Genomic DNA, 16180 nt, shown 5'->3' on the forward strand with positions numbered 1-16180 from the left:
GATTTAGTCAATCCCAATTTCAGCTCGAACTACGTCTGCGATGGTATCAACATAGTAGTCTACTTCTTCTGTTGTAGGCGCTTCTGCCATAACACGCAAGAGGGGCTCTGTTCCACTTGGACGAACAAGGATACGGCCATTCCCTGCCATTTCTTCTTCCATCTTCTCGATGATATCCTTGATAGCTGGCACTTCCATAGCCTTTTCCTTCATGGCATTTTCCACTCGGATATTGACTAATTTTTGTGGATAGATGGTTACTTCTGCTGCCAACTCTGACAAACTCTTACCAGTTTCCTTCATGATTTTTGTCAATTGAACAGCAGATAATTGGCCATCACCTGTGGTATTGTAATCCATCAAGATGACGTGACCAGACTGTTCACCACCGAGGTTGTAGCCTGATTTTCTCATTTCTTCCACAACATAGCGGTCGCCAACTGCAGTGACTGCCTTGTTAATGCTTTCACGGTCCAAGGCCTTGTGGAAGCCAAGGTTGGACATAACAGTTGTCACAATTGTATTTTGCGCCAATTGTCCTTTTTCAGAAAGGTATTTCCCGATGATGTACATGATTTTGTCACCATCAACGATCTCACCATTTTCATCAACAGCAATCAAGCGGTCACTGTCTCCGTCAAAGGCCAAACCAATAGCTGAGCCACTTTCTTTGACCACTTCTTGAAGGGTTTCTGGGTGGGTTGAACCAACATTAAGGTTGATGTTAAGACCATCTGGTGTTTCCCCTATAACAGTCAATTGAGCTCCAAGGTCTGCAAAGATTTGACGGGCACTTGTAGAAGCGGCACCATTAGCTGTATCCAAGGCAACCTTCATTCCATCAAGAGGAGTTCCAGTTGAGACAAGGTAGCTCTCATACTTACGCAAGCCTTCTGGATAATCTACCAAGGTTCCCAAACCTTCAGCACTTGGACGAGGAAGAGTATCTTCTGCAGCATCTAACAAGGCTTCAATTTCTGCTTCTTTTTCGTCATCTAGTTTAAAACCATCACCGCCAAAGAACTTAATTCCATTATCAAGGGCTGGATTGTGGCTAGCAGAAATCATGACACCAGCACTGGCTCCTTCAGTTTTTACCAAGTAAGCTACTGCTGGTGTTGCAAGGACACCAAGTTTGTAGACGTGAATCCCTACAGAGAGGAGACCTGCCACCAAAGCAGATTCTAGCATTTCCCCTGAAATACGTGTGTCACGTCCTACAAAGACTTTCGGTGCTTCCGTTTCATGTTGGCTAAGAACATAGCCTCCAAAACGTCCTAGTTTAAAAGCCAATTCTGGTGTTAGTTCTACGTTAGCTTCTCCACGGACTCCATCAGTCCCAAAATATTTACCCATTTTTATAAAATCCTTTTCCTATTTTTTAATTCGTTTTTGAACTATTTGATTTAGTTGACGAAGACGTCTCCGACGAACTACTTGCACTTGAATTAGATGCACTTGAACTTGATACCACAGGTTTTGTAGTTACCTTCATTGTCGTATCAAACGGAGTAATAACTACTGGTAAGACTACCCCGTTGCGATCAATAGCCTGCAAAGGTACTGAACCACTATAATTACCCGTAATCCGTTCGCTAGTAGGCAGCAGCGCAATAACTTTGTCAATCTTCGCTAATGTTTCCTGATCTGTCGTAACCGAAACCCGTTCATTTGACACGGTTACACTATCAATTTGTAACTTGGGATCAATCTGGCTTTGGTCAACTTGTGGCACAACAAGCATCCCATCTCTCTTAACCTTCTTCCCAACTTTCACTGTAATCTTTTGAGGCGTTGCCACAGCAGTCATTCCATTTGGAAGATTTTCAATATTCAAGGGAACTTCAATCGTTCCAACACTGACATCCGTCAAATCCGCTGTGACCTTAAACTTACGAGTACTTTCCTGCATTTCGCTGGCCAAGGTCACACGATTGGCTCCTGTCAGCACAACTGAAACCTCTGATGCAAATCCGCTAATGAAATACTGGTCATTATCATAATGAATATCGATAGGAACATTTGTTATCGTATTGGTGTAGGTTTCTGATTTGACCTGCCTTGCGGTATTGCTATTTTGAAAGTTGGTTGACGTTGCATAGATAAATAAGATACAAGCAAAAAAGAGAGATGAAATGATATATAGACTATTTTTTCTCATATTTCCAACCTCCTAGCAAACGGTCCTTGAAACTGACTTTTTCCTCAACAGCTGGCAAAAGAATTGCTCGTAGCTCTGCTTCAAATTCTTCAATCGTCAAGTCGTGCTTGAAAACACCGTTATAAGTAATAGAAATGCCACCTGTTTCCTCTGAGACGATGAAGGTCAAGGCATCGGATACTTCTGACAAACCGATAGCTGCCCGGTGTCTGGTTCCAAATTCCTTGGAAATCCCTGTGCTTTCTGTCAAGGGCAGATAGGCAGAAGTTACCGCAATCCGATTTTCTCTGATAATCACAGCACCGTCATGTAGAGGAGTGTTGGGGATAAAGATATTAATAAGGAGTTCAGCTGAAATATTGGCATCCAAAGGAATCCCTGTCGCAATGTATTCTTGCAAGGTCCGAACTCGTTGGATGGCAACCAGAGCACCAATCTTACGAGGACTCATATATTCAACCGACTTGACAAAGGCACGGATCATTTGCTCCTCTGCACTAATTTGAGCAGTAGAAAAGAAATCTGTCGCCCTTCCCAAGCGTTCCAAACCAGTCCGAATCTCTGGAGAGAAGATAACAACCGCAGCAATAACCCCATAGGTGATAATTTGATTAATCAACCAAGAAATCGTTGTTAAACCAAGGATATTGGCCACAACCTGGGCTAATACAAAGATCACGACCCCACGCACCAAAATCATAATCTTGGTGCCAGCTATCGCTTTTGTAAAGCGATATAAAATATAGACCACAATCAAAATATCAAACAGATTGATAGCAATACTCCAAGGACTAGAAAACAAGCTAGTCCAATATTGCAGGTTGGATAATTGTTGAAAGTTCATCTGCTGTCTCCTCTCTGTCCAAACACGTTCCTTTCTATTATACCATTTTTCTGACATTTTTTTCCCTATCCTACTTCATTTTAAATTAAAGAAAAAATATGATAAAATAAACTGACTAGAAAAAACAAAGGAGAAACCATGTCTCAACTCTATGATATTACCATTGTAGGTGGTGGTCCCGTCGGACTTTTTGCAGCCTTCTATGCCCACCTACGCCAAGCCAAGGTCCAAATCATCGACTCCCTTCCACAACTAGGTGGACAACCTGCTATTCTCTATCCTGAAAAGGAAATCCTCGACGTTCCAGGTTTCCCAAACCTGACTGGAGAAGAATTGGCCAACCGCTTGATTGAACAACTAAACGGCTTTGATACCCCTATTCATCTCAATGAAACGGTTCTTGAGATTGAAAAACAAGAGGAAGGATTTGTCATCACAACTTCTAAAGGAAGTCACCTGTCTAAAACAGTTATCATCGCTATGGGTGGCGGTGCCTTCAAACCACGTCCGCTGGAACTAGAAGGCGTTGAGGGCTATGAAAATATCCACTACCACGTTTCCAACATTCAGCAATATGCTGGTAAGAAAGTGACGATTCTTGGTGGAGGAGACTCGGCTGTGGATTGGGCTTTGGCTTTTGAAAAAATTGCGCCAACTACCCTTGTTCACCGCAGAGATAATTTCCGCGCCTTGGAGCACAGTGTTCAAGCCTTACAAGAATCATCTGTATCCATCAAGACACCATTCGTCCCTAGCCAACTCCTTGGAGATGGAAAAACGCTCGATAAACTTGAAATCACAAAAGTCAAATCTGATGAAGCAGAAACTATTGACCTAGACCACCTCTTTGTCAACTATGGTTTTAAATCTTCTGTCGGTAACCTTAAAAACTGGGGTCTGGACCTCAACCGTCACAAGATTATCGTCAACAGCAAGCAAGAATCTAGCCAAGCAGGTATCTATGCTATCGGTGACTGCTGCTACTATGACGGAAAGATAGACTTGATTGCGACAGGACTTGGAGAAGCACCAACCGCTGTCAACAATGCCATCAACTACATTGACCCTGAGCAAAAAGTACAACCAAAACACTCAACTAGTTTATAAAAAAGAACCACGAGTCCTACGATTCGTGGTTTTATAATTCATCCGCAATCTTGTTTATTTTTCTGAGTCTGTGATTGACCCCACTTTTGGTAAGGGTATTGCTGAGGCTATCTGCCAACTGTTGGATAGAGTAGTCTGGGTGCTGAATCCGCAGTTGCGCCACTTCCTGCAAATCCACTGGTAGGTTTTCTAAGCCCATGATATCTTTGATTTTACTAATATTGTTGATGGTCTTCATACTGGCAGAAACTGTCCGAGCGATATTAGCTGTCTCGGCATTATTGGCACGATTGAGGTCGTTACGGGTTTCTCGTAAAATCTTAACCCTCTCAAAATCATCACGCGCCTGCATGGCTCCGATGACTATCAAGAAATCCATAATATCTTCGGCTCGCTGGAGATAGGTCACAGCCCCCTTCTTGCGCTCAAGCACCTTGGCATCCAGTAAAAATTGCTGGAGAAGAGAGGCAAGCCCTTGCGCGTGGTCCAGATAAACAGAACTGATTTCCAACTGGTACTTACCTGATTCAGGGTCACGAATACTTCCATTTGCCAAGAAAGCACCACAGAGATAAGCACGACCCGATTCCTCATCCGAGAAAATCGCCTCATCAATACCTGTTTCTAGGCCAAAGAAAGAATCTGCCAAATGCAAATCACTTAACAAGTCCTGCACCTTTTCATCTATAAATACAGTATAGACACGATTCTTACGAAGATTACTTCTCTGGTGGTGGCGGATTTCTGATTTGATTTCGTAGAAATAGAGAAAGGACTCATAGAGGTGACGAGCCAGCTTGGCATTTTCTGTCACGACAGACAAGGTCAGGCCCGAAGTCGAGAGACCGATACTGCCAGACATCTTGATAATGGCAGATAATTCATGTCGGCTTAGATGGTGCTGACTCAGTATTTCTTCTTTTACTGCTACTGTGAAACTCATTTTCTCACCTGTATAATCCGCATCAACTCATCCACAATCAAATCCCCATCGTGGAAGGCACCCCCATTTTCCAGACGAAGGAAATTAGATGAAATCACGCGCGGAACTTGCTTACTAAGACCAGCAAAATCATGTTCCACCTGTACCAAGTATTCATCAAAACGGTTGGAATTCATGTATTCCTGAGGCACTTTTTCGATATTCACCAAGACAGTGTCGATAAAAGGTCGGTCAAGGTGACGATGCAAGACTTCCACGTGGTCACTATCTGTAAAGTGTTCTGTCTCCCCACGTTGGGTCATGATATTGCAGACATAGGCGATTTCTGCCTTGGTTTCCAAAAGTGCCTGCCCGATTTCCCTAATCACGATATTGGGCAAAATAGAGGTAAATAGAGAACCAGGTCCGAGGACAATCATGTCACTTTCAAGAATGGTCTGCACTACTCGACGACTGGCCAGAGGCGTATCATCGTTGAGGGTATTGGTCACATAGACATGGTCAATCATGCCTGGATGGTCTGCAATATGACTCTCTCCAGCCACTTCTGTCCCATCCTGAAAGACTGCATGAAGGGTCAAGGGATGGTCACTGGAAGGATAAATCTTCCCAGTTGTGTGGAAAAATTTGCTCAGCAACTGCATGGCATTATAGGTCGAACCCTGCATTTCTGACAGGCCAGCGATAATGAGATTGCCCAATGGATGGCCAGCAAAGGCTCCCGCATCTTCAGAAAAGCGGTACTGAAAGACCTTCTCATAAAACTTAGGCATATCTGACATGGCTACAAGGACATTGCGGAGATCGCCTGGCGGTGTCAATTGCTGCATATTTTTTCGGAGTTCACCTGAAGAACCGCCATCATCTGCCACCGTTACGATAGCAGCGATTTCCACATCTTTTTCTCGCAGACTTTTTAGAATGACAGGGATCCCAGTACCTCCACCAATCACTGTTATCTTTGGTTTTCTCATGAACGGTTTACCGTTTCCTTTCTTCGGTCTTTGTCGCGATGCCCTTCATTGACAGGCCAAGTCTTGGATAAGTCCTGTGCCAAGCGTTTAGCAAAAGCCACACTACGGTGTTGTCCACCCGTACAACCCATGGCAATAGTCAAAACAGACTTCCCTTCCTTTTGGTAACTTGGCAAAATCGGCTCAATCAAGGCCAACAAATGTTGATAAAAGTCTTCTGACTCAGAATGATTCATGACATAGTCATAAACTGGTTCATCCACACCCGTTTGGTTTCGTAGTTCTGATTTGTAGTAGGGATTTGGTAAAAAACGGACATCAAAGACCAAGTCCGCATCAATTGGGATTCCATATTTAAAACCAAAAGACATGACTTCAATACGGAAAGACTGGGCTTGTTCTTGATCTGAAAACTGCTCTGCAAGGGTTTTACGTAGCTCACGTGGAGTGAGTTCTGTCGTATCCACCACATTTTGACTCATATTTTTCAAAGGCGCCAAGAGTTCACGTTCCAGCTTGATTCCATCCAAAATCCGTCCATCTGCTGCTAATGGGTGACTCCGTCTGGTTTCCTTGTAACGAGCGACCAATTCCTTATCAGCTGCATCCAAAAAGAGAATTTTAAAGTCCAGTTCTTCTTTGTTTTCCAACTCATCCAAAACAGCTTGAATCTCTGAGAAGAAAGAACGGCTACGCATATCTACTACCAAGGCCAACTTATGGTCGTCTTCCTTTGTTTCCACCAACTGCAAAAACTTAGGCAAGAGAGCTGGAGGCATATTATCAATAGTAAAATAACCCAAATCTTCGAAGGACTGAATGGCTACAGTTTTGCCTGCCCCACTCATCCCTGTCACAATCACCAAGTGAAGTTGTTTCTTCGTCATCTTTTTCTCCTTATATCAAAAGAAGTTTGGCAACACCAAACTTCAACTAGCTTATCCAATCTCTGCGATGACTTCAATTTCGACTTTTACATCACGAGGAAGACGAGCTACCTCCACAGCTGAACGAGCTGGAAATTCCTCTTTAAAGGCCGTTTGGTAAACCTCGTTAAAAGGAACAAAGTCGTTCATATCGCTCAAGAAGCAAGTAGTTTTGACAACATGGTCAAAATCTGTTCCTGCTTCTGCCAAAATAGCACCGATGTTTTTCAAGACTTGTTCTGTCTGTTCTTGGATCGTTTCTCCAACGATTTCCCCAGTTTCAGGAGATAGGGGCACTTGACCGCTAGCAAACAAAAGGTTGCCAACGATTTTTCCTTGAACATAAGGCCCGATAGCCTTTGGGGCCTTATCTGTATGAATTGTTTTTGCCATTTTCTTTTCCTCACAATTTTTCTAAGATTGCATCCCAAGCCTCATCCATCCCTGCCTTGCTGACAGATGAAAAGAGGATGAAGTCGTCACTTGGGTCAAAGTTTAATTTCTTTTTGATTACTGATTCATGCTTATTCCATTTACCACGAGGAATCTTGTCCGCCTTGGTTGCCACAATGATGACTGGAATCTCATAATACTTGAGAAATTCGTACATCTGCACATCATCTGCTGACGGGTCATGACGAAGGTCAACTAGACTGACCACTGCACGGAGATTTTCCCGAGTCGTTAAGTACTCCTCTATCATGCGCCCCCACTTTTCACGTTCCTTTTTAGAAACACGGGCATAGCCATAACCAGGCACATCCACAAAGCGCATCTTGTCATCAATGTTAAAGAAGTTAAGAAGCTGAGTTTTACCAGGTTTCCCCGATGTACGAGCCAGATTCTTACGGTTGAGCATGGTGTTGATAAAGCTAGACTTGCCTACATTTGACCGCCCTGCTAGGGCAATCTCTGGCAATTCATCCTGCGGATAGTGGGACTTATTTGCCGCACTGAGCAAGATTTCAGCATTGTGTGTATTCAGTTCCATAGTCACCTCTAGGCTGTTTCTAGGATTGGTTTATCCGTTCCATCGACAGCTTCTTTTGTGATGCGAACCAATTTCACATTTTCCTGACTCGGTACTTCAAACATAACGTCCAGCATAGTTTCTTCGATAATCGAGCGAAGACCACGCGCACCAGTTTTGCGTTCGATGGCCTTATTGGCAATCTCTTGAAGAGCTTCGTCGTCAAATTCCAACTCAACATCATCATAAGATAGCAAGGTTTGGTACTGTTTCACCAAAGCATTTCTTGGCTCTTTCAAGATACGAACCAAGTCATCAACAGTCAATTGCTCAAGAGCTGCAAAGACAGGCAAGCGTCCAATCAACTCAGGGATAATACCGAATTTTTGAATATCTTCTGCGATGATTTCTTGCATGTAAGAGCTATTTTCATCAATCGCTTTATTGTTTTGACCAAATCCGATGACTTTTTCACCCAGACGTTGTTTGACGATTTCTTCAATGCCATCAAAGGCACCACCCACGATGAAGAGGATGTTTTTAGTATCCACTTGAATCATCTCTTGTTGTGGATGCTTACGTCCACCTTGAGGCGGCACGCTAGCAACAGTTCCTTCGATAATCTTGAGAAGGGCTTGTTGCACACCTTCACCAGAAACGTCACGTGTGATAGAGACGTTCTCACTCTTCTTGGCAATCTTGTCAATTTCATCCACATAGATAATGCCACGCTCTGCGCGCTCAATGTTAAAGTCGGCAGCCTGCAAGAGTTTGAGGAGGATATTTTCCACATCCTCACCTACATAACCAGCCTCCGTAAGAGCTGTCGCATCTGCGATCGCAAAAGGCACATTCAAGCTCTTAGCCAAGGTCTGAGCAAGGAAAGTTTTCCCCGAACCAGTTGGGCCAATCATCAAGATGTTTGACTTCTGCAAATCTACATCTTCCGACTCTTCACGCGTATCGTGGAAATTGATACGTTTGTAGTGGTTGTAAACCGCCACTGCCAAGGCACGCTTGGCACGATCTTGACCAATTACATAGTGGTTCAAGATATGGAGGAGTTCAATTGGTTTTGGTACCTCAGACAAGTCTGCCAAGACTTCCTCAGCCAACTCCTCTCGAATGATTTCCTGGGCTAACTCCACACATTCATTACAGATAAAGGCGTTGTTACCTGCGATTATTTTTTGTACTTCTTCCTGGCTTTTGCCACAAAATGAGCAATAAACCATCATATCATTATTCCTAGTTGTAGGCATGATTTCCTTCCGTTCTATTCTATACTGTCATTCTATCTAAAATAAGGTCATGTAAAAAGCATGGATACTATTGACCAAATTGGTAAAGGCATTTAACCAGAGCAGGACAGAAAGTCCATAGCGCTTTTTACGAAAAGCCTGTGCTCCTGCAAGCAAGCAGACCAAACACAGCATGGCTGTGAAAAAACCAAATATACTACGTTCCATTAGACTTCCTTTCTCTTGCGGTATTGGATGGTAAAATCATAAGGATTTTTCTCATCTTTGGCGTAAAATTTGCTTGAAACTGTCTCAAAAAGAGACAGGTCAAACTCTTCAGGGAAATAGGTATCTCCTTCCACCCGAGCATGAATGTGAGTCACAATCACTTCGTCAAGGTAGGGTTCAAAAGCCTGAAAAATTTGCTTCCCACCGATAATATAAAGATTCTTGTCTTGAGCCTGATACCAGTCGAGAACAGACTGGATGTCCTGAAAAGTAGCAACCCCGTCTATCTTTTCTTCAGAATTACGCGTCAAAATCAAGGTCTCCCGTTTTGGAAGCAAGCGACGCCCCATTCCATCAAAGGTCACACGCCCCATCAAGATAGCATGATTCAAAGTTGTTTCTTTGAAGTGTTGCAATTCTGCTGGCAAATGCCAAGGCAGACGATTATCCTTACCAATCACACCCTCTTCATCCTGGGCCCAAATAGCTACGATTTTCTTAGTCATGCTTCCATCCTTTTCACTGATAGTACTATTTTATCAAAAAACTCAAAAAAAGACTGGTTTGGAATGCGTTCAGTTTGATAGAAAAGAAGCAGGCTAGCTTTAGCCTGCTTCTACGGTCCCTAGGACATGCGTTTTTTTGCTTCTGATTCAATTTTGTTAACTACTTCTTGAATACTTAGTCCAGTTGTATCAAGGTAAACTGCATCCTCTGCTTGTTTAAGAGGTGAAGTCTCACGATGGCTATCCTTGTAGTCACGCGCAGCAATTTCCTCTTTTAAGGTTTCAAGGTCTGTTTCAATTCCCTTGGCAATATTTTCCTTGTAACGACGCTCTGCTCTTTCATCAACAGAAGCTACTAAGAAAATTTTCAATTCTGCTTGTGGCAATACAACAGTTCCAATATCGCGACCATCCATGACAATCCCACCTTGCTGGGCAATCTCTTGTTGAAGAGAAACTAGTTTCTCACGTACTTCAGGAATTGCCGCAATAGCAGAAACATGATTGGTCACTTGATTTTCACGAATAGGATGGGTAATATCCACATCTCCTACAAAGACAAGCTGTTCTCCAGTTTCTGAACGCCCAAAGCTGATTGGATGCTGGTCCAATAAGGCTAAAAGTTCCTCAATCTCTTCCACTCCTAACTGGTGTTTCAGAGCCATATAGGTCGCCGCACGATACATGGCACCTGTATCTAGATAGGTATACCCAAAATCTTTAGCAATAATCTTAGCAACCGTACTCTTACCGCTTGAAGCTGGACCATCGATAGCAATTTGAATCGTCTTCATTTATGACTCCTATCTAGTCTTAATCACATCTCCAGGATTTGCAAACCAAGATCCTGTAGCCATATGTCCAGGATTCAATGCTTCTAATTGAGCAATTGAAATACCTGCACGTTGTGCCAAGACAGCTTCACCCTCACCAGCCTGAACTGTAATTGTTCCTTCACTAGCAGCATGTTCTTCAGAATGACTCTCACTAGAGGAGCTCGCTGTAGAAGTTGCTTCTTCAGTCTTGCTAGATGAAGAAGACGATTCTTCTGTTACAGAAGTTGAAGCAGGGGCAGATGAATCATAAAAATCTTTCAAGGCTGCTGTACGATTACTCCCACCACTTGAAAGATAAATCAATACTATAATCATTGCCACAACAATCACGAAAAAGAGACTAGCTAGAATCGTCAAAACACGATTTGCAACAACGCCTGTACCTTTTTGATTACGTTGACGTCGTTCCGTTCTCGTCTGTTCTTCCTGATTCTCATAAATATCTTCTTGCCACGGTTCTTTTGCCATACCTTACTCCTTGTTTTTTTTTACTTTTCCTATTACAATATAAATATGAAAATCACACTTATACCTGAACGTTGCATCGCCTGTGGGCTTTGCCAAACTTATTCTGAATTATTTGATTACCACGATAATGGAATCGTGCGTTTTTACGATGACCCTGACCAACTAGAAAAAGAAATCTCTCCTAGTCAGGACGTCGTAGAAGCTGTTAGAAACTGTCCGACACGTGCCTTGATTAAAGATTAACTCTAATATCGACAAGAACGTTCCACTCCTTCTAGTTTAGCATATTTCCATGCAAAATTATAGTCTTTTCTCTTTATTTTTTTCTGTAAAGTCAGGAAGGTCGCTTTTTTCTTTGATAAGATAAAGTGGTCTTTTTTTGGTCTCTAGATAAATCTTACTGATGTACTTGCCGAGAATCCCAATGGTCAAGAGTTGAATCCCACCAAGGAAGAGAATAACAGCCATCAGAGAGGTCCAACCTGATGTCGGATTGCCCAAAATGAGAGTCCGCACCACAACAAAAAAGGTCATAAACAGAGAAATAAAACAAGATAGGAGACCAGCCACAAAGGCTATAATCAAGGGAAAATCTGAAAAATTAACAATCCCTTCAATGGAGTAGAAAAAAAGTTGCCTAAAACTCCAACTGGTCTTGCCAGCCTGCCTTTCGACATTTGGATAGTCCAGATAGTGGGTTTTAAAACCGACCCAGGCAAAGAGTCCCTTAGAAAAACGATTGGACTCGGTCAAGCTTAAAATGGCATCCACTACGGATCTTCTCATCATGCGAAAATCACGGACACCTGACGGCAGGGCTACTGGACTAATTTTTTGCATAAGGCGGTAAAAGAGATTAGCACAGAAACTGCGAAAGAAGGGTTCTCCCTCCCGACTAGTTCTCCGTGTTCCAACACAGTCCAAGTCCGCATTTTGGTCTAGTAAGGCTTTCATCTCAAGCAGCATACTAGGAGGATCCTGGAGGTCTGCATCCATCACCACCACCAAATCTCCGGTTGCATATTGCAAGCCTGCATAGAGGGCTGCTTCTTTTCCAAAATTTCGCGAGAAAGAAATATAATGCACTGCCGCATTTTGCTCCCGATAGGCCTTTAAGAGGTCCAAGGTCCCATCGCTCGATCCATCATCGACAAAGACATACTCGATTTCTATTTCCAAGTCTGGACGTAAAGCTTCCAAAGCCTGATAAAAAAGAGGAAGTACTTCCTCTTCGTTTAAACAGGGGACAATGATTGACACCACCATCTTAGTCTTCAAATCCATTTGGATGCTTGCTTTGCCAACGCCATGCGTCTTCACACATTTGGGTGATGCCGAGTTCTGCTTCCCAGCCCAGTTCTGCTTTGGCTTTTGCAGGATCTGAATAGCAGGCTGCGATATCCCCTGGGCGACGATCTACGATGCGGTAAGGAATTGGGCGTCCCACTGCTTTTTCCATATTTTGGATAATTTCAAGAACTGAGTAGCCTTTACCTGTTCCAAGATTATAAACGTTTAGACCTGAACCTTTTTGGATTTTTTTCAGAGCTGCAACGTGACCTTTAGCCAAGTCGACAACGTGGATATAGTCACGAACACCAGTTCCGTCTTCCGTATCGTAATCGTCTCCAAATACTTGCACTTGCTCTAATTTCCCAACTGCTACTTGAGTCACATACGGCAAGAGGTTGTTTGGAATACCATTTGGATTTTCTCCTAGGTCTCCACTTTCATGGGCTCCGATTGGATTAAAGTAACGAAGTAAGACCACATTCCATTCTGAGTCTGCCTTGTAGATATCTGTTAAAATTTCCTCTAGCATAAGTTTGGTACGACCATATGGATTGGTCACTGAAAGTGGGAAATCTTCCAAGATTGGCACTGTATGAGGATCTCCGTAAACTGTCGCAGAAGAACTGAAAATGATGTTTTTACAGTTGTTTTCTTCCATAGCTTTTAGAAGACTGACAGTTCCTGCGATATTGTTGTCATAGTAGGCAAGAGGAATACGTGTTGATTCGCCAACAGCCTTCAAACCAGCAAAGTGAATGACACCTGTTGGTTCTTCTTGTTTGAAAATGTCTCTGAGGGTATCTGTATCACGAATATCTGCCTCATAGAAAGGCACTTCAACTCCTGTAATTCTCTCAACAACTTCTAAACTTTTTCTGTTACTATTAACAAGGTTATCCACCACAACAACCTGATGACCTGCTTGGATTAACTCAATAACTGTGTGGGTTCCGATAAAACCTGCTCCACCCGTTACCAAAATCTTTTCTTGCATCTTTTTTCCTCGATTCTCGGATTATTTTTTCTTATTTTACCATTTTTGATAGGGAATGTCATTTGCCATCCTAGAAGGGAGGCTAAAATTTCAGTAAAATTCTTATTCGCTTTTTACTCGTTTGACATAGTTTTCAATTGGGTAGTTTGCTGGGTCCAAGATCATTTCCTTACCTTGGATCAGTTGAGCTAGATGGTAGCCAATGATAGGACCGGTTGTGAGGCCTGATGAACCTAGTCCACTAGCAGCATAGACACCTGCTAAGCCAGGTACTTGCCCAAAGAAAGGTGAGAAATCACTGGTATAGGCACGGATTCCCACACGCTCAGCTCTTGAAGTCGCTTTAGCTAAAACTGGGTAATGAGGCAAGGCTGCCTCTTCCATTTGTTGGAGTAAGGTTTCATCTACCGTCAAATCAAATCCTATGTCATTTTCATGGGTAGCGCCTAGGGATAATTTCCCACCTGCAAAAGGAATCAAATCCCACTCCCCTTCTGGCATAACAACGGGGTAAGCTTCCATGTCTTGGCCAAGCTGATAATCTCGTAGTTGCCCCTTTTGGGGACGAACATCTACTTCATAACCTAAGGGTTCTAACAGGTATCCCAACCAAGCTCCCGTCGCCAAAATAACCTGATCAAACACTTCTTCGTCAATCTGGTAACCTGATGCTAAAGGTGTCAGAGTTACTTTTTCTTTGACCAGCTTGACCTGACTGGCTTCCAGCAAACGAGTCACTAAGAGTTGACCATCTACTCTCGCTCCACCAGAAGCATAGAGCAAGCGATCAAATCCCTGCAAGCCAGGAAATAATTCATTAGCTGATACTTGGTCCAGAATGGCTAATTGCCCTATCAAGGGAGATTCTTCTCTGCGCTGAAGGGCCAGTTCGTAGAGTTCTTCCAACTTAGTTTCATCCTTTTTCAGGAGAAAAACTCCCGAACGCTGGTAAAAGTCGATTTCTTGCCCTGACTTCTCTAAATCAGCTAATAAATCCACATAAAAGTCAGCCCCCAAGCGCGCCATCTTGTACCAGGCCTTATTGCGACGTTTGGAAAACCAAGGACTGATAATTCCCGCCGCGGCCTTGGTAGCCTGACCTTGTCCATGGTCAAAGACGGTTACTTCTAGGTCACTTTCTTTAGAGAGGTAGTAGGCAGCAGTTGCTCCCACAATTCCTGCTCCAATAATGGCAACTTTTTTCATTGTTTTCACTTTCTAACTAGATATGGTGGAAAGGATTGGTCGATGCTTGACTAGGTACAATATCAATAGTCCAGCCTTTTTCCTCTTTCCATTGACTAAGGAGTGCTGCGATTTTTTCCACAAAAAGCACTTCAATATAGTGACCTGGGTCCAATGCTAGCAAGCCATCAGACAACATATCCTGGGCAGTGTGGTAGTAGATGTCACCAGTGATATAGACATCTGCCCCTTTTGCCAAAGCATCCTTATAGAATGACTGCCCGCTGCCACCGCAGATAGCCACTCTTGAAATAGGCTTCTGCAAGTCACTCTCTTGATAATGCACCAATCGAAGGCTATCTAGACCAAAGACTTGCTTGACATTCTGGGCCAATTCCCCAAATGTCTGAGGCTGAACATTTCCAATACGACCAATTCCACGTTCAGGACCTGTCTCCTGAAGATAAGTTGTTTCCTCGATACCTAGCATCTGACAGAACCAGTCATTGAGACCATTTTCAACGATGTCAATATTGGTATGGCTGACATAAACTGCAATATCATGCTTGATCAGGTCAATGTAAATCTGATTTTGCGGACGGCTAGCTACCAAGTCCTTGATAGGACGGAAAATCGGCGCGTGCTTAACGATAATCAAGTCTACACCCTTTTCAATGGCTTCAGCCACCGTCTCTTCACGAATATCCAGAGCAACCATGACCCTTTGGATATCCTTGTCCAAAGTTCCAATTTGCAGGCCACGACTGTCTCCCTCCATTGAAAATTCCTGAGGGCAAAAGGCTTCATATGCGTTAATTACTTCACTTGCTAGCATGGAGAACCTCCTTGATGGCTTGAATTTTATGAGCTAGAACTTGACGTTCCTCCAGATTTTTTTCTGGGATTTGTCCGAGGGCGAACTCTAGCTTAACAGCTTCTTTTTGCCATTTTTGGACAAAGACTGGACTGACCTCTTTGCACAAGAAAGGTCCAAAGCGAACATCACTGGCAGATAGCTTCATTTGTCCTACTTCCACCACCAAAATCTCATAAAACTTGCCAGCTTCTTCTAAGATGCTTTCAGCTACAATCTGAAATCCGTTCTCTTGTAGCCAGCTACGCAAGTCGTCTTCACGATTATTAGGCTGGAGGATCAATCGTTCTACATTAGCTAACTTGTCCAAGCCTTCTTCTAATATCCTAGCAATCAAACGGCCGCCCATGCCAGCAATAGTGATGACCGATACCTGATCTGCCTCTTCAAAGGCTGCAAAGCCATTGGCTAAACGGACTTGGATTTTCTCCTTTAGACCATGCGCCTCAACATTTTTAACCGCAGACTGATAGGGGCCTTCCACCACCTCACCCGCAATGGCACTTTTGATTTGGCCTCTTTCGACCAACTCGATAGGCAGATAAGCATGGTCACTTCCCACATCTAGTAAAATGGCACCCTGGGGCACAAAGGAAGCCACCAATTCTAATCTCTTTGAAATCATTTTCT

The 16180-nt window shown here is 43.2% G+C and carries 20 protein-coding genes; 2 read left to right on the forward strand and 18 right to left on the reverse strand.

Features of this window, described 5'->3' with window-relative positions; genetic code table 11:
• Nucleotides 1–3: 3 nt before the first annotated feature.
• From glmM to cdaA, 3 genes are read right to left on the reverse strand one after another with little or no spacing between them, the layout of a single operon-like run.
• Complete coding sequence (gene glmM, locus EII37_RS00075) at nucleotides 4–1356, reverse strand: phosphoglucosamine mutase (protein ID WP_061864392.1); 1353 nt, start codon at nucleotides 1354–1356, stop codon at nucleotides 4–6.
• Nucleotides 1357–1381: 25 nt separating this feature from the next.
• Entirely contained in the window at nucleotides 1382–2161 is a 780-nt protein-coding gene (locus EII37_RS00080; RefSeq protein WP_124787172.1) for a YbbR-like domain-containing protein, read from the reverse strand.
• Nucleotides 2148–3005: a diadenylate cyclase CdaA gene (cdaA, locus tag EII37_RS00085; RefSeq protein ID WP_124787173.1), complete on the reverse strand. Its 858-nt coding sequence runs from the start codon at nucleotides 3003–3005 to the stop codon at nucleotides 2148–2150. The genes EII37_RS00080 and cdaA overlap by 14 nt, the downstream gene beginning before the upstream one ends.
• Nucleotides 3006–3143: 138 nt before the next feature.
• Between cdaA and EII37_RS00090 the strand changes: the two genes are divergently transcribed.
• Nucleotides 3144–4112, forward strand: coding sequence for an NAD(P)/FAD-dependent oxidoreductase (locus tag EII37_RS00090; protein WP_124787174.1), 969 nt, complete (start codon nucleotides 3144–3146; stop codon nucleotides 4110–4112).
• A 31-nt stretch (nucleotides 4113–4143) separates the two neighbouring features.
• On the opposite strand, the gene whiA is transcribed toward EII37_RS00090, so the two are convergent.
• The 10 genes from whiA to EII37_RS00140 form a co-directional block, all read right to left on the reverse strand.
• Nucleotides 4144–5055, reverse strand: a complete 912-nt coding sequence (gene whiA / locus EII37_RS00095; protein WP_124787175.1) for a DNA-binding protein WhiA — start codon at nucleotides 5053–5055, stop codon at nucleotides 4144–4146.
• Nucleotides 5052–6029 (reverse strand): YvcK family protein, encoded by a 978-nt coding sequence (locus tag EII37_RS00100; RefSeq protein ID WP_124787176.1) that lies wholly within the window; start codon nucleotides 6027–6029, stop codon nucleotides 5052–5054. Before EII37_RS00100 ends, whiA begins: the two co-directional genes overlap by 4 nt.
• Entirely contained in the window at nucleotides 6026–6916 is an 891-nt protein-coding gene (gene rapZ, locus EII37_RS00105; RefSeq protein ID WP_124787177.1) for an RNase adapter RapZ, read from the reverse strand. Before rapZ ends, EII37_RS00100 begins: the two co-directional genes overlap by 4 nt.
• Nucleotides 6917–6967: 51 nt before the next feature.
• Nucleotides 6968–7348, reverse strand: a complete 381-nt coding sequence (locus EII37_RS00110) for a RidA family protein (RefSeq protein WP_001140420.1) — start codon at nucleotides 7346–7348, stop codon at nucleotides 6968–6970.
• Between the two features lie 10 nt (nucleotides 7349–7358).
• Nucleotides 7359–7946, reverse strand: coding sequence for a ribosome biogenesis GTP-binding protein YihA/YsxC (gene yihA, locus EII37_RS00115; RefSeq protein WP_124787178.1), 588 nt, complete (start codon nucleotides 7944–7946; stop codon nucleotides 7359–7361).
• A gap of 8 nt (nucleotides 7947–7954) precedes the next feature.
• On the reverse strand, nucleotides 7955–9187 hold the full coding sequence (gene clpX, locus EII37_RS00120; protein WP_025169664.1) for an ATP-dependent Clp protease ATP-binding subunit ClpX: 1233 nt from the start codon (nucleotides 9185–9187) through the stop codon (nucleotides 7955–7957).
• A gap of 36 nt (nucleotides 9188–9223) precedes the next feature.
• Nucleotides 9224–9394: a hypothetical protein gene (locus EII37_RS00125; protein ID WP_000442260.1), complete on the reverse strand. Its 171-nt coding sequence runs from the start codon at nucleotides 9392–9394 to the stop codon at nucleotides 9224–9226.
• Complete coding sequence (locus EII37_RS00130; RefSeq protein WP_124787179.1) at nucleotides 9394–9900, reverse strand: dihydrofolate reductase; 507 nt, start codon at nucleotides 9898–9900, stop codon at nucleotides 9394–9396. The genes EII37_RS00125 and EII37_RS00130 overlap by 1 nt, the downstream gene beginning before the upstream one ends.
• A 119-nt stretch (nucleotides 9901–10019) precedes the next feature.
• Entirely contained in the window at nucleotides 10020–10694 is a 675-nt protein-coding gene (cmk, locus tag EII37_RS00135) for a (d)CMP kinase (protein WP_124787180.1), read from the reverse strand.
• A gap of 9 nt (nucleotides 10695–10703) precedes the next feature.
• On the reverse strand, nucleotides 10704–11204 hold the full coding sequence (locus tag EII37_RS00140; RefSeq protein WP_124787181.1) for an SAG1386/EF1546 family surface-associated protein: 501 nt from the start codon (nucleotides 11202–11204) through the stop codon (nucleotides 10704–10706).
• 45 nt (nucleotides 11205–11249) lie between these two features.
• On the opposite strand from EII37_RS00140, the gene EII37_RS00145 reads away from it, so the two are divergent.
• Nucleotides 11250–11447: a ferredoxin gene (locus EII37_RS00145; RefSeq protein WP_004235080.1), complete on the forward strand. Its 198-nt coding sequence runs from the start codon at nucleotides 11250–11252 to the stop codon at nucleotides 11445–11447.
• Nucleotides 11448–11504: 57 nt separating this feature from the next.
• Here the strand turns inward: EII37_RS00145 and EII37_RS00150 are convergent, their stop codons facing one another.
• The 5 genes from EII37_RS00150 to EII37_RS00170 all read right to left on the reverse strand — a co-directional run bounded on the left by EII37_RS00150 (nucleotide 11505) and on the right by EII37_RS00170 (nucleotide 16175).
• Nucleotides 11505–12470, reverse strand: a complete 966-nt coding sequence (locus tag EII37_RS00150; protein WP_124787265.1) for a glycosyltransferase family 2 protein — start codon at nucleotides 12468–12470, stop codon at nucleotides 11505–11507.
• Nucleotide 12471: 1 nt separating this feature from the next.
• On the reverse strand, nucleotides 12472–13491 hold the full coding sequence (galE, locus tag EII37_RS00155) for a UDP-glucose 4-epimerase GalE (protein WP_001156552.1): 1020 nt from the start codon (nucleotides 13489–13491) through the stop codon (nucleotides 12472–12474).
• A gap of 102 nt (nucleotides 13492–13593) precedes the next feature.
• Nucleotides 13594–14697 carry an FAD-binding oxidoreductase gene (locus EII37_RS00160; RefSeq protein WP_185695924.1) on the reverse strand — a complete coding sequence of 368 codons (1104 nt, stop codon included), beginning with the start codon at nucleotides 14695–14697 and terminating at the stop codon, nucleotides 13594–13596.
• A 16-nt stretch (nucleotides 14698–14713) separates the two neighbouring features.
• On the reverse strand, nucleotides 14714–15511 hold the full coding sequence (locus EII37_RS00165; protein ID WP_124787183.1) for a Nif3-like dinuclear metal center hexameric protein: 798 nt from the start codon (nucleotides 15509–15511) through the stop codon (nucleotides 14714–14716).
• Nucleotides 15498–16175, reverse strand: coding sequence for a tRNA (adenine(22)-N(1))-methyltransferase TrmK (locus EII37_RS00170; protein ID WP_124787184.1), 678 nt, complete (start codon nucleotides 16173–16175; stop codon nucleotides 15498–15500). Before EII37_RS00170 ends, EII37_RS00165 begins: the two co-directional genes overlap by 14 nt.
• Nucleotides 16176–16180 lie beyond the last annotated feature (5 nt).

It is taken from the genome of Streptococcus sp. OH4692_COT-348, assembly GCF_003859975.1.
Lineage (GTDB): Bacteria > Bacillota > Bacilli > Lactobacillales > Streptococcaceae > Streptococcus.